Below are 20294 nucleotides of genomic sequence, written 5' to 3'. Positions count from 1 at the left end.
GAGGTTATCCAGCCACCCTAAGTCGTCACCTACTACATACTTCGGAGGCGCGCGCAAAAATGCGTCGCGTATGTGGCTGTCAGCGAAGTCCTCGACTAACGCCCAGACAGTACCGCGCCATGTCTTGTGGTCGCGGAAATTCCAAACTTCTGGACGCGTAGGATCTCGCTCCCTCCGATCCGCGGGCAATAGCTTTGACATGTTCCTCCCATGGGAATTTATTCGTCATATCGAATCGAAACGAGTCACATAGTGTCTTGACGTGGCACTGAGAAGGAAAGACGACTCGCCCATTGGGCCCCGATATTGAAGTCTAGTCCTGGTCCCTTGGAGATACCAAGATCGTCACAGGCTTTCAGCATTGCCTGGATTTTTGGCATTTGGGCACGCTGTTCGTCGGTCAATAATTCCCCCCAGAATGCCCCTTGATGGACACTCATAAGTGTCAATACAGACTGCAGCGCACTGTACTGGTGAGGCGCTCCGGTGGCCAAAGCAAGTCTTATCAGTAGTGCTCGATTGGATTCTTCATCACGGCCAAGTTGGCCACGTGCCTTCAGGAAGCGCGCAAGGTTCATGAAGCGAATGACCTTTCTTGGACTATCAAGTATCCCAGCAAGTTGTTGGAGCAGCTCCTGCTCTTCTGTGCTAAAGACTGCAGGCACAAACTTAAGCGGCCTAACGGTAGTTTCGGGATTGGTTGATGGCCTTTCAGCCTTCACCTCACCTAGTCTTGCATGATCGATATGAGATCGGTCAGAAGGCGCGTGTAAACGCGCAACTATCAATGCCCTGCTGGATTCTGGCGTTATCGACGGAACCCAATATGGGATCTGAAATATCTTTTCCAGATAGTCCGATGCCGATGTCAGCGGAGATGTGGCTCGACTTGCCGTCAGCATCCCGCTGTACTGCTGCTCCAACGAGCTCTCGACCCATCGCACATCCACGGCAACGAAGACGACAAAGAGTCGGAAGGCCAACAGCATATGGACCGCCTGCAAGACCTCAACAACTTTGGCGGGTGGGCACCGATCCACATCGTCGATGTACAAGACGATGCGCTCAAAGGGCATCTTGGTGGCCTTGCGCCCGTGCACAAGGGCCTCCAATGACTTCCTCTCTTCGTCATTGAGCAGCCCTCCATCGTTGGCATCAATAAGAATCCTGTCGACCTGGTGGCGGAACGTCTCGCGTTCTTGCCTGTCTTCCTGCGTGGAGTCGACTGCCAGACCGCTTACTAGGTCAGAGAGTTGTTCAAAGTCCCGTCGAATTGTCGATACGATCCCCAAGTGCTTTGCATAGTCGCCGTCAGCCGCGCGAGCGCGCACAAAGGCGATGAGTCGGTTGGCCGCAGATTGACCGTTCAGCTCCTCGTGCATATCGGCCAGGCGAGATGAGCTTGCCTTCAGCATGTCACTTGCGGACTCAACATCTGCGTAGGCCTTGGCGACGTTGGCCTCGTTTGTCACTATCGCCGCCTCATACCTTTGCAAGTTCTTTGCGATGTGGGCATCAATGCTTTTCTTGGCTGACTTGAGTTTGTTAATGGCAATCAGGACGGGGCCGGCTGTCTGCCTTACCCAAAAGGCGAAAACACCAGAGAGCGCAGCACCCGAAGCCAGCATCTCAAGCAACCATTGGGGCGGGGCGGCAAAGTACTTCCCAAGCAGTCGCACGAGGCCAACCGCAATGAACGGAACGAAGATGGTGGCCGCCACATAGACAGCTGCAGTGCGAGGGGTGCCAATGTTCCGCACAATGGCAGGGATCAAATCCCTTGCTTGAATACCATTCCGCAACAGAGATGCGCCTTCGGCCGTAAGCGCCTTGGTCGACGCAATAGCCTTTCCAATTCCAAGCTCTTCGGCGGCCTCGTCCAGCTGAACTCGAGCCCCGGCAAGGTCAGCGCTATCGGCATCGCTGAACGCACTTGCCACCAGATCTGCGTATAGATTCAAGGTCCGTACAGGTTTGGATTTAGCAAGAGCTAGAGCCTCCGTGGCCTTCAGCAGCCCCTTTTTCGTACGCTCGTGCTCCTTCCGCGCTTGCACAAGCGACTCAGCTGCTTCAAGGGTCAGGTGTCGCGCAGTATTCAGCCTGCCGAAGATCTCGGAACGCTCCTCAGGACCAGTTGCGTCAGACATCTCTTGGAAGATGTGCCCAACCAAACTGGCCCAGAGATTTGTCTCGGCGTAATGCCAAGCGTTGAAGCGGATCTGGATCACTTTGTCATGAAACTCACGCCGGCTACCGGAGTCTGGCGCTTCTGAACGCGCCTGTTTGGCGATCTCAGTGACCTGGCTATGCACAAGGTCCATGAAAAAGGACTTTCCGGAACCCCAGTGGCCAAAGATTCCCACTGCGAGGGGAGGCGCTGAACTCTTCGATATGGCAATCTGTGCAAACGCAGTTGCGTCAGCGGTCATGTCCAGGCTATCCACGCGATTGACGGAAGAAGGCTCATCGTTGCTATAGCCGGGAACGATGCTCGCCCCTGTCGCTTCCAATGCCTCTATTGGCGTCTTAGCACCGGCAGTCGTCTGGTTATCGCGAGATCGATCGTCCTCCGCTCCTAGCCCGGAGTCGAGGCGATGATCGTCGAGGACTTCAAATATCCCTCGACTTGGCGGCCTCAACACCGATGTTGGATCCTCATCAGGTTTCGGCCCAGCAGTGCCGTAGGCAGACATCGTGTCCTGCCCCACTTCTTTGGCATTAAGAACCCCTGTGATCGGCTGGAACGTTGCCTGCATGGCAACCGGAGCTATGCTGGAAGCAGATCCAGCATTCAACCCATGGACGGCGTGTTGAATCTCTAGATCGCTTGTCACCGGTGCTGTCTGGGGTTTAGTAGAAGCGACATCCTGATCCAAGTCGGACCCGCCCTGCACTGTCGGCACACCGACGGCCGACTGACTTTCAATAGCCGCTGGAAATATCTTGTGGGGCGAACTCTCGATAAATGACTCGACCCCCTTCGTCGTGTCTTTGGCAGGAGTCACAGGCTCCTGACCTTCGCTTTCAACCATGGCATTGCCCAATCCGGGTGAAGTGGCCTAGACAGTAGCGAGTCTATTGCTCACCCGTCGCCCGAGCCGAGCTGCTTGAGACACCTGTCCTGACGCAGCGTTCCACTGAGATTGATCTGATGCTCAATGCGCTGTGCTAACAGTGCTTATGGTTGCAAACTTCGTCGCTGGCTCGGCGTGTCGAAGCGCCCCAGATTCCCTAGACATCATTGAGCCATTGGTGGACTGCCCATGTCGTGCCGGCACGGACGGCGGCTTAAGCCTCCAAGCAAATCTCTGAGAGCACACGCCACGCCCACGACAGCTCCTTGTCCCTGAGCGCCCCTCTCAAATTGCTGTCGCATCGTCCGATTGCGATGATCGCCCCTATGGCGACCTGGTGCCCTGCCTCGGTAAGGGCATAGCCCACCAGACGCTTGTCTGAAGCGTCAGGGAACTGCTCCACCAAGCCTGCCTTGATCAGCGGCGCCAAGCACGCCTGTACGGTCGTGCGCAGCCCGCCACCGCCAAGCGGAAGGGCGAGCTCCGTGGCCCTCATGGGGTGGGGCTCCGGGCCTCCCCTGCTCCTTGAGTGCTCGAGCATTTGCGCGAGCGTCAGAGCTTGAATCGGCGTGAGTGCCTTCCGCTTCACCTCGGACCCATCTCTGAACGAGTACCGCACGTGCGCGAGCCCTGCGCTGAGTTCGCGCTCGATGAGGTTCGCCAGCCGCAAGTGCGCGAGGAGCAGGTTCATGGTGACGTGTTTCGACCAGTGCCGATGTGTGGCCCCGCAGCAACGCGATGGGAGGGACCTTTAAGTTCGCCGGAAAGAGGCCTGAGAGGCAATATTTGACGTTTAGTTTCTGCCATTTTTGGCAGACCGGAAGCTCAGCTTAACCGACAGAAGGGGTTTAGTTTCGTACGTTGAAACTGCACGCAATGAAACTCTGCACCGTGCAACTACGGGGTGCGCATTGCCTCAGCTAGATTGCGCTGTCGAATTCTTCTTGCTCGTCTGCGCGCCGGTCAGCAGACTGCTGGAATGGACGAAAAGACGCAGCCAGAAGCGAGCCCAGCAGTGGTGGAAATTGAATCCGCCCGCGACGTGGTGTGCCGTCAGCTCGTCAAGGTCTACGGCCCACTGTTGAACCGCGACCAGCTCGTGCAGTTCCTTGGCTTCCGCACAGCGGAAGCGCTGGAGCGCAGCGTGGAGCGCGGCCAGTTGGGGCTGAAGGTCATCCGCCTGCCGCACCGGCAGGGTCTCTTCGCTCGCACCAGTGACTTGGTCGACTACCTGGATTCCCTGGATCAGCACGTGATCCAGAGAAAGGAGCGCAAGGTGTAGTAGCAGCGCCGCTGACAGACCCCAGAAAGGCAGAGAGCCCAAACACGATCGTTACTCGTGCAAGGGCCCCTGAGTCTGCCGCCGATTGCTGAACCGGTAACCCAGACTCTAGCCCCCCACCTCGCTTCACGCAAGCGGGGCCTGTATCCATGGGCCCCGCGGGGATGCCTTTCCTACCGCTGTCCTTTCCAGTTGCCATCAGTTGGCCTTACGCCGTTGCCCTTGGGCAACGCACGGCGGCCAAGCTGAGGGCGCGGTGCTGCCGCCCGCTTTGCGCAATCACGCCCGACAACGGGCATAGCAACGCGGAAGAAAGGCAATCATGAATATCGTTCACTCCAGCGCCGAGGGCAGCGAGGGTCAGAGCTTCAGGCCAGGCCTGGTGGCAGAGATCTGGGCTCACCTGGACCATCTCAACGTCTCGCCCGAGTGTCGGGCCTACATCAAGGCGGCCCTCGAGGCTCCATCACGGCAGGTACGGAGCACGCCGCGGAGCATGTGCGGCCGGTACCCAAGCAAGAAGGTAGGGGTCACCATCGGCTTCGAAAGCGCAACGCTTGAGTTGCCCATCATCCTCGCGTTGGAGCGGGACCCTGATGTTTTGCTGTATGTCGATCAGCCCCCGCCAATCAAACTGACCTACCGAATCGGCGGTCGGATGCGGAGCTATTTGCAAACTCCGGACTTCCTCTCGATCAACAAGAGCGGGATCGAGTTGATCGAAGGGAAGCGACTCGCGGCCGTCGAGAAGCGGGCAATCGATGACCCCGAACTATTCGTGCTCCAGGAGGGGCGCTGGACCTGCCCGCCAGCGGTGCGGGCGGCTCAAGAGTTGGACATGTCACACGTGGTTTGGACGGAGGCCAACTTTGACGCCCTTGTGCTGAGCAACCAACTGTTCCTGGGCGAGTACCTGCGCGCAGATCTGAACCTGCCTGGGTACGACGTCGCATTGGTGGCGATCACCAACATTCTCGGCTGCTTGGCGCGCGCCACCATCCGATCAGTCCTCGACAAATGTGGAGCGACGGTCACGCTGGACCACATCTACCGGGCCATCGGCTGCGGGGACGTGGCGATCGATTGGCAGGCTTGCCGAATTGTTGACGCCGAAGCCTGCTGGCTCTACAGGGACATGGCAACGCTGCACGCCTACCTGGCTTGTGCGCTGTCGAAGGACCGGCGGCAAGGGCCGCCGGTGAACCTGGTCCGACTCGCCGCGCAAGAGCAGCTGCGGTGGGACGGTCAGACGTGGAAGATCCTCACCGTCGGCGCTAGCCAGGCGGTGATTGAGTGTGAGGGGCGTACCCAGACGATGCCCTTGGCTACGCTGCAGGGGCTGGCCCATGCTGGCCAGCTCGAGGCTCTCGGTACGGCAGAGGCGGACAAAGGTGTCGAGAGCCCTATCGACGCCATCCTGCGCAGAGCACGCCGAACGGAGCTGGAAGAGGCTAACCGCCGGATGGAACAGATTCGGCCTTACCTGCAGGCCCGCCGCGTCAATCCGAAACACCGCACCCTGCGTCGGTATCTGTCGGACTACAGGACTGCACAGCGGAAGCACGGGAACGGCTTCATCGGCCTGCTGCCTAAGACTTCGCAAGCAGGGAATCGTCAGAAGCGCTTGTTGAAGGCGGTGCTCCAGCTGGCCCTTGACGTCGCGAACGAGCACCTACTGAACCCGGACAACGTCCGGGTCAAGATTGGGTGGGGCTTTCTGCGCGACCGGTGTGAAGAGCGAGGCCTGCCCACGCCAAGCTACCCCTGGTTCAACAAGTTTGTGAAGAGGATGCCGGCCTACCAGGTCGCCAGGGCGCGCGGCGGTGACAAACTTGCCTATGCCTTGGAGCCGCGCGTTGAGTCGACAGATCTGGCCCTGGCTATGGCGCCGGACAGGGCATGGCAGCGCGCGCACATAGACCACACGCTCATCGATCTGGAGACCATCTTCTCCAACAGCCCAGAGAAGGCAGGGAGGGTCTGGGCGACGCTGGCTATAGATCACTTCAGCCGAAGGACCCTTGCAGTGACGCTAAGCTACGAGGCGCCGAGCTATCGCTCGGTCATGGCGGTGATTCGGGACTGTGTGCGACGGTGGGGGCGCCTGCCTGAGAGCCTGGTGCTCGATGGGGGCAAGGAATTCCAGTGTGTTTGGACCCAGACCCTGTGCGCCCGGTACCACGTCACCCTCATTTACAGGCCAGCTGCCAAGCCCCGCTATGGGTCACAGATGGAGCGCATCTTCGGCACGCTGAACACGAACCTTATTCACGTACTGAAGGGCAACACGCAGCTGCGCAAGAACGTGCGCCAGATGACCAATGCAGTCGATCCCGACAATTTCGCAGTCTGGACGTTCCCTGAGTTGTGCGACTTGCTCGAAAAGTACCTCTTTCAGGTCTACGACAACCTTCAGCATCGCGAGCTGTTGATGAGCCCGCGTGCGTGCTTCGAGACGTCCGTGGCCCAGTCTGGTCACCGTCCGATGCACGTCATCCCCTACGACCGGCACTTCATCCTCGCCACCTGCCCGTCGCCGAGGAAGGGCACAGCTCGGGTGCAGGCAGACGGCGTCAAGGTGCACTACCTGTACTACAACGCTGCGCAGCTGCAGGCTCACTTTGGCAAAGATGTCGAGGTCCGCTATGACCCCGGCAACATGGGTGTGGCCTTCGCCTACATCGACCGTGAATGGGTTCGACTGACCTGCACCCGTCACGCCAAAACCGTATGGGGTCTCACCGAAAAGGAGCTGCTGGAGGCGAGCACGGAGTGGCGCCGCCGCCGTTCTGCTGTCGAGAAGACCCGCCTGACCGATGCTGCGCTCATCAAGTTCCTCAAGGAGGTCAACGCTGAGCAACTCATGCTGCTTCGACGCCGCCAGGCCGCAGAGGAGCGCAAGCGTTTGATGGAGGCCAATGTCTACCCGGCCGACTGGGAGGACTGGGACGAACCTGCAGGCACGGTCCTTCTGGGCAGCTCCGACGTGACCGCCGCTGACGCCTATGCGCCCACCGTCGAGGCCGCCAAGCCGTCCATGAAGATCCAAACGCTGGAGGCCTACTGATGAGCCACCGCCTCAACTTGACTGGGGCGGCTACGGCCGCCGATTCCGCAAGCAGCTTCGCCTCGCTCGTGATCAAGCATGACCAGCAGCACGAAGCCCTGGAGCAGCTGAAGTTCCTCCTCAACCATGGTGTGGGCTACGAGCTTATCTGCCTGGTCGGACCCACCGGTGTGGGCAAGTCGACGCTGGCTGCTCGGCTGATGAAGGACCTCCTGCAGGCTGAGCAGTCACGGATGATGAGCGACCGCGAGTTCGTTCCTTTCATATCGACCACGGCCGTAGCCAGCGGCTTTCGTGCTTTCGACTGGAAGGTGCTCTACCACGACGCCCTGCTCGCGCTCGGCGATCCCTTCGTGGACGACCGGCGGCCCACGCCCGAGGCGCGGGAGCAGCAGCACAAGCGTGTCGGCGAGTCGCTCACCGCGGCCACGCTGCGCCTGCGGCTGAGCCGGGAAATGAAGCGGCGTCGGTTGAAGTACTGGTTCATCGATGAGGCGCAGCACATCCTCATGGGCGCGCGCGCTGGCGGCATTGGGGACCAGTACGACGTGCTCAAGTCCGTGGCCCAGAGCTGTGGGGTCAAGCTCGTGCTTGTTGGCACCTACCAGCTGCTTGTGCACCTGCAGGTCTCCGCTCAACTGGCCCGCCGCACGGAGGTGGTTCACTTCGGGCGCTACAGGCATGGTGAAGTCGACGACAGGAATGCGTTTGCCAGCTGTGTGCAGACCTTTCTCTCGCGCAGCGGCGCCGAGGTCTTTCCGAATGTCGAGGCCGAGTTCGACTTCTTCTATGCCGGCTCGGTGGGATGCATCGGCATCTTGAAGGATTGGTGTGCACGCGCCATGTCGCGTGCACGCATGGAGGTGCGGTCCCACCTGACGATCGAGGACTTCCGGCGAACGCGCCTGTCGGGCCGAGCCATTACGCGCATCGTCAAGGACATCCATGATGGCGAAGATCTGGCCTCACCGGACACGGATCGCCGCATCGAAGTCATGGTGCTGGGCGCTCCGGCCTCTGGCAGCTCATCGACGACGCCGAAGGAAGGGTCCGGCAAGGGAGGAAGGCCTGGCAAGGTCGGTGTTCGAAGCCCGACGCGCGATTCCGTTCCTCCTGTGGCTGGTGGCCTGAGCGGAGGTGCACATGCGTGAGTCGCTGCATCCCCCGATTCCTTCGCGGGTCATCCTGTCCAGCCTCGAGCCGATTGGCGTGGGCACGTCCGACTGCGAGTCGCTCAACGGCTATATCAACCGCTTGGCCGCTGTCCACGGGGTCACCGAGCGGGAGTTGTCGGACTACGTGCGGTCGCTGCCCCGCATGGAAGGGGAACGCTATAAGAGTGACGGCAGCCTGCAACCGTACTGGGGCACCGCCCCAGGGCTGACGGGCCTTCGCCTGGCCCGGCTGACGGGGGTTCCTTCGGTCGCGGTGCTGGGGATGCCGTGGGGTGACCACACGATTGCTCTGCGGCGGTACGTCAGGAAGTCCCCTGTCTGGTGCTCGGCGTGTTGGCAGGAGGACATTGAGGCCGGGCGCCCGACCTATCACCGATTGGTCTGGAATTTCTGCTTTCATGAGCGTTGCCACAGGCACGGCACCTTGCTTGAAGGCGCGTGCCCACGATGCGGCAGTACAGAGCAGCGTGGACCCGACGGCTGGGCTCCCCCAGTGGGGTGCCGGCAGTGTGGGAGCCCTCTCATGCGCGCAACGACTCCCGCGGACGAGCACCAAGAGGGGCAGACCCCTTCAGCTGCCTGGGATGCCCATCACGCTGAGCTGTTTGCCGACCTGGTGCGCGACATGCCGGCGCTTGGCAATGAACCGCGCTGGCCGGATCTTGAGTGGGCCTATGAGCTGGCCAAGTTGCGGACGGGCCTTGAGTTCCAGATGGATGTGGTCCGCCAACTGCGGACCAACTCCGTCTACCTCAGTCGATCTAGGCGGCCAGAGTGGGAGCGCCAAGTCATCAGCCTTGGAGCCGTGATCAAGTTCGCCGCGGCGGCGGGGGTGCCGATCTTGGAAGTGCTGAAGGCGGGGAAATGTCGGAGCCGGTTCATGGGTGAGCCGGAGCTGTACTAGCCCCAGGAGCAGGCCGTGCGTCGCGCGGCATGTTGGCAAGCCCAGCCAAGACCTAGGGGGCGGCTGGGTTTGCGCTTGCTGGCGTTGCACTGCCTGTGCGGGGGCTCGGCTTATGGGGCGCGGACGGGGTCGTTCCATTCCTTTTCTGGGTAGCCCGAACGAACCTGCAGCACTTTTGAAGGAGGTGTCGGATCCACATCAAATGGGGATCACATGACAGAAATGCGCCGGAAGCGGCCAACCGGCGCGTTCCCGTGGCAGGCCAGCTCTCGCTGGCAAGGCAGCCATTCCGGTGCAGCGCCGACGCCGGAAGCGACCTACCTTTGACTCCATTGCCGCAGAGTGCGTATGCATAATCGAATGTAAGTGGTCGCGCTAACGAGCCACCAAGAGGGAGGCTTCCATGAAGATTGTTCAGGTCAGGGTCGCGAACTTCCGAGGGATCGCGCAGGGCACCGTTCACTTCGATGGACACAGCGTGCTCGTTGGCGACAACAACGCAGGCAAGTCCACGCTGCTTGAGGCGATTGACCTCGTACTGGGCCCAGAGCGGCTCTCCCGTCGCCCGGTCGTCGACGAGCATGACTTCTACGCGGGCCAGTACCTCAGCGCTGAAGGGCAGCCGATCCTTCTGGGAGTCGAGGTCATCGTCGCCGACCTCAACGAGGAGCAACTCCGGCACTTCCGCGAGCACCTGGAATGGTGGGACACGAATGCGAAGACGCTGCTAGCCGGCCCGCCGGTCGAGGGCACCGACGCCGCCGGGGTTCGGCCAGCGCTGCGCGTCTTCTTCCGTGGCGCCTACGACGCGGAGGAAGACGATTTCCTGGGCAATACGTTCTTCGCGCTGCCCGTCCCAATCGGAGCAGGCGAGTACCAAACGTTCCGTGCCTCCGATAAGCGCAAGTGCGGCTTCCTGTACCTGCGAACGGTGCGCACCGGTTCGCGCGCGCTCAGCCTGGAGCGCGGGTCGCTGCTGGACGTGATCCTGCGCCTTCAGGACTCGCGCCTCAAGATGTGGGAGGAACTGCTGGCTTCGCTGCGCGTCCTGCCGGTCGCCGACAAACCTGAACTCGGCGTCACCACGCTGCTAGCCGCAGTGCATGCCTCGATCAAGAAGTTTGTCCCGTCTGACTGGGCGGAGGATCCGCACATGCGCGTCTCGGATCTCACCCGTGAGACCCTGCGTCGAACTCTGACGGTCTTCATGGGAACGGGCGCCAGGCGTGCGGACGGCAGCACCTACGCGGCGCCGTACCAGCACCAAGGAACGGGCACCATCAATACGCTGGTGCTCGCGTTGCTGTCCATCATTGCCGAGCTCAAGCAGAACGTCATCTTCGCCATGGAGGAGCCCGAGACGGCGCTGCCTCCGCACACGCAGAAGCGCATCGTCAACAGCGTGCGCGAGAAGTCAGCCCAGGCCCTCTTCACGTCGCACTCGCCGTACGTGCTCGAGGAGTTCGAGCCAGCCCAGATCAAGGTGCTCAAGCGCGCGAGCGGCGTGCTGACTTCCGTCTCCACCAGCCTGCCGCCAACGATCAAGCCGAAGGCTTACAAGGCGGAGTTCCGGGCGCGCTTCTGCGAGGCATTGCTCGCCAAGTATGTCCTTATCGTCGAAGGGCGGACGGAGTTCGACGCGCTGCCGGCGGCCGCACGCACGCTCAGCAAGACCGATCCACAGTATTTCAAATCGCTGGAGGCGCTCGGCGTGGCGGTCATCGATGCCAAGACGGACTCCCAAGTTGCACCGCTCGGTCACTTCTTCAGGGCCCTAGGCAAGATCGTCTTTGCGGTGTTCGACAAGCAGGACGAAGCACAACTCGCCCTCATTCGTGCCGCCGTCGACCATCCGTACGAATCAAAGATGAAAGGATTTGAGTCGCTGGTGCTGCAGGGGACCAACGAGACCGCGATCCGGCGTTACGCGCTGGGTGTGGTGGCGGAGGGCGACTGGCCGCAGCACCTGTTGCCTGTGGTACCGCGGGCAGAGTCCGATCTGGCCACCCTGAGGAACGCGCTCTCGCAATACTTCGCCTGGGGCAAAGGCAGTGGGCAAGCGGCCGACCTGCTGGCGTCTTGCCAGGGCTGGCAGGAGATGCCTGAATACATTGCCCAATGCCTGCACGGCATATTCCAGGTCATCGAGCCTGCGCCTCCAGTCGAACCCACCGCGGCCTGAAGCCCATGGCCTGGAGTTCGCAGAAGCTTGCCTTCCTGGCCTGCCCCGGACACGCGTTGGCCCTCGCCGGCCCGGGGGCTGGCAAGACCCACGTGGCGCTCGTGAAGGCCCAGCAGCAGGTTGCCGGCGGAGCGCTGAAGCCGGGCCAGAAGGTGCTGTTCCTGAGCTTTGCGAGGCCGACGGTCGCGCGCATCCTCGAGAAGGCGGCGGAGCTCATCTCTCCGGAGGAGCTCAAGCACCTTGAGATCAACACGTATCACGGGTTCGCATGGAGCATCCTGCGCAGCCACGGCTATCTGTTGAACGCTGTGAAGGCGATTACCCTCCTGCCTCCGCCGGAGGCCGCGGCCCACTTTGCTGACGTGGACGCAAGCGCCCGAGACCAGGAGATGCTTCGCCTGTTCGAAGAGGAAGGGCGGCTGCATTTCGACCTGTTCGCCCGGTTGGTTGCGCAACTCTTCCGGCGCAGCGTCCGGTTGGCGAACATCTACTGCGATGCCTATCCCATGGTGATCCTCGACGAATTCCAGGACACCAATGCCGACGAGTGGGCCCTGATCCGCGAGTTGGGTCGACATAGCCGCCTAATCGCACTCGGCGACCCCGAGCAACGTATCTACGAGTTCCGGGGTGCCGATCCCCGCCGCCTGGGTGAATTCGTCGAGGCGTTCCAGCCTGGGAGTTTCGATTTCTCTGGCGAGAACCATCGAAGCAACGGGACGGACATCACCGCCTTCGGCAACGATTTGTTGACGGATCGGAACCGCGGCAAGGAGTACACGCACGTGAAGATCGTGCGCTACGGCTTCCGCAGAAACCAGAGCCCGCATTTCCGGGCGAAGACGGAGGTGCTGGCCGCTCTCCGGCGTGTGCGCGACCAGCCAAACACTTCGGTGGTCGTCCTCGTGCCGTCAAGGGCATTCATGCTGCAGTTCTCGCAGTACCTGTCCTCGGACCTGGATGGCCTGCCCGCACTTCGGCACGACGTGGCGATGGACGCGGAATCGCCGTCTTTGGCTGCAAATGTCATTGCTGTGCTGCTGGCAGGCGGCCCTGCCGCGGCGCTGGCGTCACGGTTGGTCGCCACGCTGCACACTCATATCCGTGGCCGCGGTGGCAATAAGGCTCCTGCGCAGGCCGAGATGGACCTCGCAGGCGCGATCGGCAATTACATGTCGACGGGAAAGATCCGCGGCAAGAACAGGGAGCTTGTCGTCAATGAGTGCCAGAGGATCGCGGCCGAACGCGCAGATCTGAGGCTCACAGGAAACCCCGAGGAAGACTGGGCTGCGATGCGAGGGCTGATCTCCTCGTCCATCGCGCCCCAGGTAGCCCGGGTGGCTGACGATGCTCGTTTCCTCCGGCTGTTGCACAGGGGTTCCGCGTTGCGCACGGCGCTCAGCGAGATGTGGAGGGCGCAGGGCGACTATGCCGGTGCAGAGGCAGCGCTTGGCGACGCCCTGCTTCAAGAGCACTTCGTCGCCGCGCAGAAGGAATGGCGTGGGCTGCACTTGATGACCATCCACAAGGCCAAGGGGAAGGAGTTCGACGAGGTCGTCATCTATGAGGGCATCTTCTCTGGGCGCATCGTGGCGGCGAACGCCGATGCCAGGCGCATCGCGCAATCGCGGCTGGCACTGCGGGTCGCGGTCACGCGCGCTATCCGTCGCACGACGATCGTGACACCCCAGCGCGATGGCTGCCAGTTCCTCTAGTCGCTATCCGCGCACCGCCAAGCTAATGAGCTCGAGCTCAAACTCGCAGAACCTACTTGGCTCTTCCGGATGCCTTGCGAACTGGCGCAGGCAACCTAATCTTTCCGACCACGGCGAGGTGCTGCGCAGACATATGGCTTTCTACGTAGGCTCGCACGGGCTTTGTGCCGGATAGCTGATACCCAGAAAAGACTCGCGCAAGAGGGTCCCGAGACCGGGCGCCAAGGGGAGGCTCGTTCGAGACGCCGACAAGGGTGTCGTCTATCCGTACCTCAAACACAACCCGGTCCGTGTCCCGTAGGAATGACACGTCGAGGTTGGTGTGCACCGTCATCATGTCGTTGAGTGTCCGAAGAAGGGGACCCGGCCCTTCGTTCACTGCAAACTCGTCCTCGGTCGGGCGGTCAGAGATGAGGATTCGCACCTTGACGCCTTTACGCAGCACCTGGTCAAGGAGCAGAAGCCGCAGCGACGTGAGCCGCTCACCGATAGGCAGCGTCGTTGTGATGACGATGTCGTTCTTGGCTTTTTGAAGCGCCACGTCGACAAGCTGGGGAACCTCGAAGGGCAGCAGTGCGCGCACAGGAATCTGCGTAAGCTTTAGCTGCACTGTCGCCAGTTCAGCCTTCTTCGCATCAAGCTTAACGGCCGCGTCGGGGGAATCTTTGCGTTCCAGCCCGGAGATACCAACCTGTAGCGTGCTTTTGAGCCTCAGAAGGTCGGCGAGAGATTCGTTCCCAGGCAGTACGCCGAGCGGCTTGACACGGGGTTCGACAGCCGTCGCGCCCATGCGCCTCGCAAACAGCCCGTCGACGCCCAGGCGTGGCAGGATTTCATGCCGAGCAATTGCGACGCTGCTGTTTGAGTCTATGACCCCGTCAATTGCGACGCGTGCGAGAGGCTCGCCCTTGCCCCGACCGTAGATGAGCAGCACTGCGGGTACGTAAAGAAGCGACCGGCGTTGAACCTCCAAGAACCGGATTACCTGCTCACCCTTTTCGAGCTGCCACGTGGGAAGGCGCTCCAGCGGTAGCTCTATAAGGGGGGGAAGTTTTGTGCTTGGCGGAACGACCCGCACCACTCTGGCAAGCTTCAGCTCACCGGACTTCTTCAACAGGTGCTTGTCGCGCATGACCTGCTGCGTCACCGGATTCCAAGCTACGGTAAGCACCTTCTCATAAATCCTGCGCTCGCCGGCTTCGGACAGTACGTTGACCCCTTTGGGACGAATCACCAACTCCGGCTTCTGAGCGATGTACTCGTCATCAGCTAGGGACTGAAGAACCTTCTCGCCGTATCCGGAGCCAAGCCCCAAGGTCCCCAGAACGTCTGGGCCTGAGCGAACGCCCATGCTGATGGCTTTAAGAACGAACTCCTCCACCGGCATGAGTTCGCGTTTCTCCGCGACTAGCGCCTCAATCTGCAACAGGTAGATGGGCAGGGCGATAGGGAGGTAGTCGACCAGCGACATCCCATCCATCGTCTGGTGATGCTCGGCTACCGCATCAAATTCGGTCATAGCGAACGAACCCGCATTCGTCAGGGTGGTTATCAATGTGCGCGAGCACCTTGAGGAAAGGATTCTTTGAGGTGACGCCTCGGCAGAACATGTCGTCGCCGACGATGATGAGCGAGTCCCGTCCTCGCGATAGCGCGACGTTTAGCCGCTGAACTTCTCGCTGGAATCCGAGCCTGTGCTCACCGTTGGACCTCGTCACGCTGTAGATGCAGATGTCGGCGTCCTTGCCTTGAAACGCATCAACGGTGTTAATGACAATCTCCAAGTTCTGAAGAGGCTTCGCTGCACCTTGAATGCGCTGCCCGAGTTCGTTGACTTGGGCCGAGTAGCCCGCAATCACCGCGACATTCAGAGGCTTGCGCCCGCGATTGCCTGCATTGAGCCGCTCCAAAACCTGGTGGACTATGACGGCCTCGCAGGCGTTCCGATACGTCCGGCCGGTCATTTCCTGCTCTCTCCGCTTGGCAATGGCCGATGTGGTGTGCCACTCGACCGCCAGTGGATGCAGCTTCGCCGTGACCGTGTCTCGGTCTTCGGCCTTTCGGATGGTGACGAGCTTGCTGTCGTAGAAGACGTCGCTTACCAGATTGCCGATGCCTGTGACCATGCGGCGTTGCTCTGTGAGCTGTGCTTTGCATGCGTCAGGCAGCCGTGGTGTCAGGATATCGAGGAGCGTCGCCTCCGCCTGCTCAATTGGATAGCGCTGGTCGAGCACCTTCTTCCTGTCCAGCTCGGAATAGGGCGGAAGCTGCTGTGGATCGCCCACTAGCACCCAGCGTTTGCTTCTGCTCATCGGTATGAGCGTCTCAGTGGGGGTGGCTTTTGAAACTTCGTCAACGATGCAGAGATCGAACTCCAGTTCGCTGAAAGCCGGCACGCTCGCGAGTCCCACGCAGGTCCCCGCAACCACGCGAGCCTCGCCAAGTACCGCACCATGGAAGTCGCGCGACACGCCTAAGCGCGCGAACCATTCAAGCTGGAGTCCGACCTGGCTCTTCAAGAACTCGGCCCCGTCGACGTGCGACTTGCTCAAGGCATCCATCCACTCCCTGCTCATTTCGTCGGACGATGAGGCAATCGCTTCGCCGAAGTCCCCTAACGCTCTCAGTTTGCCTTCGACCTTGGTCAGGCGTCGCTTGATGGCCTTGATTTGGTCGCCCAGATGCTCGCGCTCGTCTATCAGCGTGGATGTCTTGTTGACGGCCTCTTCGTCGCTGGCCTCGCCTTCAGCGACAGATACGGCCGGGCCGTCACTGAGGACTGCGGCAAGTTCTCTCTCATAGGACCGCAGCTCCTCTAGGAGGATGTGTCGCTGCTCTCCAAGAACGACCACTTCGACTTCCGTGGTGTCGAGTCCGAGCTGCTCGGCCCTGTCCTTGACGTACTTGCGAGCGCGCTCCTCGACCCGCTCGATCCATGACCTAGTCTTCAGGTCGAGGATGAGGGGACGTGCGAGGCTGTCAATCTTCTCAATTCGTTCCCCATGGATGCGAACAACGTCATGGCCGAGGTCCTTTTCGATGAGCTTGATAAGCACATGGTCAAGGGCCGTATGGGTCTGCGATGAAAGCAACACCCGAGCAGTAGGAAACACGTATAGGTACAGGGCGATGAGCTCCGCAATGAACGTGGTCTTTCCAGTGCCCGGCGGCCCCTCAACCATCAGGATGCTATTTAGTCCCAACGCACGCTCGATGAGTTCTCGCTTCTCCCCATTTAGGTCCTTGGCGTAGCCCGGCGGTATACCGCCTGGTTCTGGGAGCCGTGCGTTCTCGGGCGCGCAAACCAGCGACTTCAGGGCGGGGGAGGCGGCCCGTTCTCGTCGGACTGTCTCCAGAGCAATCCGTTGCCTTGCCACGGGCTGGCTTTGGCCATATTCATTTGATTCGAGGACCCCTGAGCCCGTTGGAAGCTCGGCGACATCCAGATTCAGCGGCTTCAGCGTTATCTCGTCGCCAAAAACGTCCAGCACTTCAAACAGGAAGGGCCTGCCGGACGCTGGTCGGAATACTAGGCGGTCAGGGAGTCGGTCCTCAGAGAGCTCGCCTTCGCAAACCGCCACAGCCTTCTCGTTTCTGGCGCGCATGGTCACAAAGGGAATGTTGAGCTTGCGCGTACGCTGGATGCGGTCCTTCTCGCGCAACACCGCTGCCCAGCAGTCGAACCACCGCTCTCGTTCAGCTTTGTCGATTTCTCGCTGACGATGTGCCTCTTCGGTCTCTAGGCGAAGCCAGAAGGCGCGCTGATTCGCTGCTCCGCGCGCTGGCGCCAAGGGGGCCAAAACATTCAATGTGATTGCGTGCAGCTCCGATGCTTGTCTGCGTTCGTTCTCCGCACGCTCGAGCTCTAGTACGCGCGCACTCATCACCCGGAAGAGCTCACTGTTGTCGACTGCCTTGCAGGTAATGTCCAAGGTCGCGCCAATAAAGCGGACGGACCGGTCCTGCTCGTTGACGATGTAGCCGTGAAGCGACGTGCTGAGGTCGGCCTGCAGAAAACTGACGCAATCCTCGGGACGGCGGTCACCGAGCTTCTGCGCAAGCTCGGACAGAGCCTGAGTGCTGAGTTGGACCGTGATTTGGAGTGGTCTGCGGTCTACGTATTTCCGATGAAATGCTTCGACTTGAACCTGTAAGTCGGTGCCGTTCGCAGGTCTGTCCCTGGGGGATAGCGAGAGGCAGCTTTCCAACAGTGAGATAGGCGCCGCGTCTTGCGGTAGCGCGGCAAGGCTGTCCTTGACCTCTCCAAGATTCGCGAAGGTTCTGCCGGACAGGCAGGCAAGTGCCACCGTTGCCCACGAGAAGGTGTCGCGAGCGTATGAATTGGTTCCGTCATCCTCCTCCGGCGGTGTGTACGGAGGCGTGCCGGAAGATTTGAATGTCTGCCCGAGTTGAATGCCCGACCGTGCCTTCGCGATTCCAAAGTCAGTTACCTTGAGGCGTCCGAAATCATCGAACCGCAGGTTCTCCGGCTTGATGTCACGATGCGCTATGTCACGTCTGTGCGCAGCGGCTAGCGCGGAGACGAGTGGCGCTCCCACGTCCGCGTAGAAGTCTTCCCAGGTCCAACGACTCCCTGCCGTCAGCTGCTCGTTGAGGCAGCCCGGGAGCCATTCGAGGGCTAGATAGCGATCCTGCTGCTCAGTCTCGCCAACCTCGACAAGCTCAACAATGCTTGGATGCCGAAGGTTCTCCAGGGCCTCTCGTTCTCGGTCGAATGCCAAGACCGCCAACGCTTCATTTGAGGATGAGGTGGGAACTTTGAGCGCAAGGGTCCGATTGGACGTGTTGTCGACAACCTTGTAGACCCGTGCCATGCCGCCAGGTTTCAGGGTCTCCAGGACCCTATAGCGCCCGCACAGGACTTGTCCTCCCAGACTATCGCTGTTCATTCAGCCTCACTCCTTGCACAGCATGTTAGCCCTAAGTGCCGCATTCCCCAGTTCTGCAGAAGGAAACGAGGCTTGCCTTTGGGCTGGCGTCCGCCTTGCTGGCATGCCGCAGGTTCCTGGGGTGATGCCGTCTGGGCGGGGAACGTTCAACGGTCGGTGCGCACGATTGCTTACGTTCGGGCAGTAGCCTCCGAATGACTCAAAGCAGCTTGAAGCCAACAGCGCTGTAGCGATTGGCGCAGCCGTGCAGCGATTGCGGTCGGGCGACTCACCTTGGCCGATCGCTTCTAGGCTAAGACTAATAGTCGGCCGGCGCCTGCTTTGGCGCTCACGCATAGCCTTATCAGGCCAGCAGCCTTGCTTGCGGATATCCAGGGGTGATGACCAGCGATCCGTCAGCGCCCGCAACAGAGGCCTGACCGCTCCAGCTCCGCAGTTAAGCAAAGCTTGGCCCAGAGTGAAATTAACTTAACCTTGGCCATCCCGGCCAACTTATGGGCTAAGTCACAACAGCAAAACAGACCCACTATCGAAGTGGCGCGACCGGCAAGAATCGAACTTGCGACGAAGCCTTCGGAGGGCTCCATGATATCCACTTCACCACGGTCGCACGCCAGCCGCGGATTCTAACCCGGCTTGCGGGTCTGCCCGATGACTGTGGCCGATTCAGCTGCGCAAGAGCTTCAGGGCCGGTGCGCTGCGTGCCGGCAGCGCGGGGAATACGCGGGCCAGGGACTCGTCGTCCAGTCCCAGATGGCCCTGCAGCAGCGGGGCCAGGACGTGGCGGAAATCGGTGCTGATGGCGAGGTCGCGACCATCGGCCAGGGCGCGGTCCTCCAGGCCCGGCCATTCGCCCAGCACGCGGCCGCCGGCAACGCCCTGGAGGGGGCCGCCCAGCAACCACATGGCATTGCCGCGGCCGTGGTCGGTGCCGCCGGTGCCGTTCTCGTGCACGGTGCGGCCGAATTCGCTCATCACCACGATCACGGTGTCCTGCAGGCTGTCGCCCAGGCCCTGGGCCAGGGCGTCCAGGCCTTCACAGAGAGCGCCCAGGCGGCTGGCCAGCTGGCCGCTGGCGCCGCCCTGGTTGACGTGGGTGTCCCAGCCGCCCACGGAGGTGAAAGCCAGCTGGGTCTGGGCGTCCGCGCGGATCAGCTCGCCCAGGCGGCGGGCATCGGCCGCGAAGCTGCGCGCGGACGGGGCGCCGGCGTCGGCGCTGGGGTCGCGGCTGGGGGCGTCGTCCTGCATGCCGCCCGGGCGCTGCCGGGCCTGTGCGAGGCTGCGGCGCATGTCCTGGCGGGACTGGGTGGCGTCGCGGTAGTCCTGCGAGAGCGCATCCTGCCCGGCGTAGAGCTTGGCCAGGCCGCGCTGCAGCCGGGCTTGGTCGATGGCCTTGGGATCCAGGGCCTTGGGCCCGGTGCCCAGGAAGGCGACGGGCGCGCTGCCGGCGAAGATGCGCGGCGGCGTGTTGCCCAGGCTCAGGGCGCGGCTGGCGCTGTGCGGCCCGGGCAGGCCGGCCAGCAGGCGGTTCATCCAGCCGTCTGGCGTGCCCTTGCGGCCGGGGGTGCCGGATTCCAGATAGTCCTGCGCATCGAAGTGCGAGCGCGTGGGGTCGGGCGAGCCGCTGGCATGGACGAAGCCCAGCAGGCCGCGCTGCCAGTAGGCCATCAGCGGGCTGGCGGCCGGATGCAGGCCGAAGAGGCGGTCCAGGGCAAGGGCGCCGCCGTCCTCGCCAGGGCGGGCGATGGCCAGGCGCGGCCGGGCGCGCGCATAGGCTGGGTCGCCATGGGGCACGACGACGTTGAGGCCGTCGATGGCGCCGCGCAGCATCACCACCACCAGACGGGGGCGGCGGCCGTCGGCCGCGTTCTGCGCTCGCGCGGGCAGGGCCAGGCCGCCCAGGCCGCCCAGAGCGGCCGCGCTGCGCAGCAGCCAATCGCGTCGATGCAGGCCGGTCGGGAAAGAAGGGGGCAGAGTCATGTCAT

At 61.7% G+C, this 20294-nt stretch carries 11 protein-coding genes and 1 tRNA gene; 6 read left to right on the top strand and 6 right to left on the bottom strand.

The annotated features are described in order from the left end of the window. Positions 1 to 245 precede the first annotated feature (245 nt). Positions 246 to 3032: a P-loop NTPase fold protein gene (locus O9Y01_RS15545; protein WP_269632520.1), complete on the bottom strand. Its 2787-nt coding sequence runs from the start codon at positions 3030 to 3032 to the stop codon at positions 246 to 248. A 256-nt stretch (positions 3033 to 3288) separates the two neighbouring features. Continuing rightward, entirely contained in the window at positions 3289 to 3765 is a 477-nt protein-coding gene (locus O9Y01_RS15540; protein ID WP_269632519.1) for a hypothetical protein, read from the bottom strand. Positions 3766 to 4053: 288 nt separating this feature from the next. Between O9Y01_RS15540 and O9Y01_RS15535 the strand changes: the two genes are divergently transcribed. From O9Y01_RS15535 to O9Y01_RS15510, 6 genes are all read left to right on the top strand, one after another. Beyond that, complete coding sequence (locus O9Y01_RS15535) at positions 4054 to 4356, top strand: hypothetical protein (protein ID WP_269632518.1); 303 nt, start codon at positions 4054 to 4056, stop codon at positions 4354 to 4356. Between the two features lie 322 nt (positions 4357 to 4678). Then, positions 4679 to 7423, top strand: a complete 2745-nt coding sequence (locus O9Y01_RS15530; protein WP_269632517.1) for a Mu transposase C-terminal domain-containing protein — start codon at positions 4679 to 4681, stop codon at positions 7421 to 7423. Further along, positions 7423 to 8574 carry an AAA family ATPase gene (locus O9Y01_RS15525; protein WP_269632516.1) on the top strand — a complete coding sequence of 384 codons (1152 nt, stop codon included), beginning with the start codon at positions 7423 to 7425 and terminating at the stop codon, positions 8572 to 8574. Before O9Y01_RS15530 ends, O9Y01_RS15525 begins: the two co-directional genes overlap by 1 nt. Next, positions 8567 to 9502, top strand: coding sequence for a TniQ family protein (locus O9Y01_RS15520; RefSeq protein WP_269632515.1), 936 nt, complete (start codon positions 8567 to 8569; stop codon positions 9500 to 9502). The genes O9Y01_RS15525 and O9Y01_RS15520 overlap by 8 nt, the downstream gene beginning before the upstream one ends. 403 nt (positions 9503 to 9905) lie before the next feature. Further along, positions 9906 to 11684, top strand: a complete 1779-nt coding sequence (locus tag O9Y01_RS15515) for an ATP-dependent nuclease (RefSeq protein ID WP_269632514.1) — start codon at positions 9906 to 9908, stop codon at positions 11682 to 11684. Between the two features lie 5 nt (positions 11685 to 11689). Beyond that, positions 11690 to 13399 (top strand): ATP-dependent helicase, encoded by a 1710-nt coding sequence (locus tag O9Y01_RS15510; protein WP_269632513.1) that lies wholly within the window; start codon positions 11690 to 11692, stop codon positions 13397 to 13399. A 52-nt stretch (positions 13400 to 13451) separates the two neighbouring features. On the opposite strand, the gene O9Y01_RS15505 is transcribed toward O9Y01_RS15510, so the two are convergent. From O9Y01_RS15505 to O9Y01_RS15490, 4 genes are all read right to left on the bottom strand, one after another. After that, positions 13452 to 14870, bottom strand: a complete 1419-nt coding sequence (locus O9Y01_RS15505; RefSeq protein WP_269632512.1) for a hypothetical protein — start codon at positions 14868 to 14870, stop codon at positions 13452 to 13454. Between the two features lie 34 nt (positions 14871 to 14904). After that, positions 14905 to 18309, bottom strand: coding sequence for a serine/threonine-protein kinase (locus O9Y01_RS15500; RefSeq protein WP_269632511.1), 3405 nt, complete (start codon positions 18307 to 18309; stop codon positions 14905 to 14907). Between the two features lie 535 nt (positions 18310 to 18844). Next, a tRNA-Arg gene (locus O9Y01_RS15495) sits at positions 18845 to 18919 on the bottom strand. A 56-nt stretch (positions 18920 to 18975) separates the two neighbouring features. Continuing rightward, the gene (locus O9Y01_RS15490) at positions 18976 to 20289 is read right to left on the bottom strand and encodes a DUF1501 domain-containing protein (RefSeq protein WP_269632510.1); all 1314 of its coding nucleotides are present in this window, start codon (positions 20287 to 20289) and stop codon (positions 18976 to 18978) included. Positions 20290 to 20294: the final 5 nt, after the last annotated feature.

It is taken from the genome of Pelomonas sp. BJYL3 (assembly GCF_027257975.1).
Lineage (GTDB): Bacteria > Pseudomonadota > Gammaproteobacteria > Burkholderiales > Burkholderiaceae_C > Roseateles_B > Roseateles_B flavus.
The sequence above is the reverse complement of the archived record's forward strand: the minus strand, read 5'-3'. Positions and strand labels throughout refer to the sequence as shown.

Excerpts from the sequence above, each read along its gene's own strand:
- O9Y01_RS15545 (WP_269632520.1), bottom strand. The coding sequence starts at position 3,032 with ATGGTTGAAAGCGAAGGTCAGGAGCCTGTGACTCCTGCCAAAGACACG.
- O9Y01_RS15540 (WP_269632519.1), bottom strand. The coding sequence starts at position 3,765 with ATGAACCTGCTCCTCGCGCACTTGCGGCTGGCGAACCTCATCGAGCGC.
- O9Y01_RS15535 (WP_269632518.1), top strand. The coding sequence starts at position 4,054 with ATGGACGAAAAGACGCAGCCAGAAGCGAGCCCAGCAGTGGTGGAAATT.
- O9Y01_RS15530 (WP_269632517.1), top strand. The coding sequence starts at position 4,679 with ATGAATATCGTTCACTCCAGCGCCGAGGGCAGCGAGGGTCAGAGCTTC.
- O9Y01_RS15525 (WP_269632516.1), top strand. The coding sequence starts at position 7,423 with ATGAGCCACCGCCTCAACTTGACTGGGGCGGCTACGGCCGCCGATTCC.
- O9Y01_RS15520 (WP_269632515.1), top strand. The coding sequence starts at position 8,567 with ATGCGTGAGTCGCTGCATCCCCCGATTCCTTCGCGGGTCATCCTGTCC.
- O9Y01_RS15515 (WP_269632514.1), top strand. The coding sequence starts at position 9,906 with ATGAAGATTGTTCAGGTCAGGGTCGCGAACTTCCGAGGGATCGCGCAG.
- O9Y01_RS15510 (WP_269632513.1), top strand. The coding sequence starts at position 11,690 with ATGGCCTGGAGTTCGCAGAAGCTTGCCTTCCTGGCCTGCCCCGGACAC.
- O9Y01_RS15505 (WP_269632512.1), bottom strand. The coding sequence starts at position 14,870 with ATGTCGCTGGTCGACTACCTCCCTATCGCCCTGCCCATCTACCTGTTG.
- O9Y01_RS15500 (WP_269632511.1), bottom strand. The coding sequence starts at position 18,309 with ATGAACAGCGATAGTCTGGGAGGACAAGTCCTGTGCGGGCGCTATAGG.
- O9Y01_RS15490 (WP_269632510.1), bottom strand. The coding sequence starts at position 20,289 with ATGACTCTGCCCCCTTCTTTCCCGACCGGCCTGCATCGACGCGATTGG.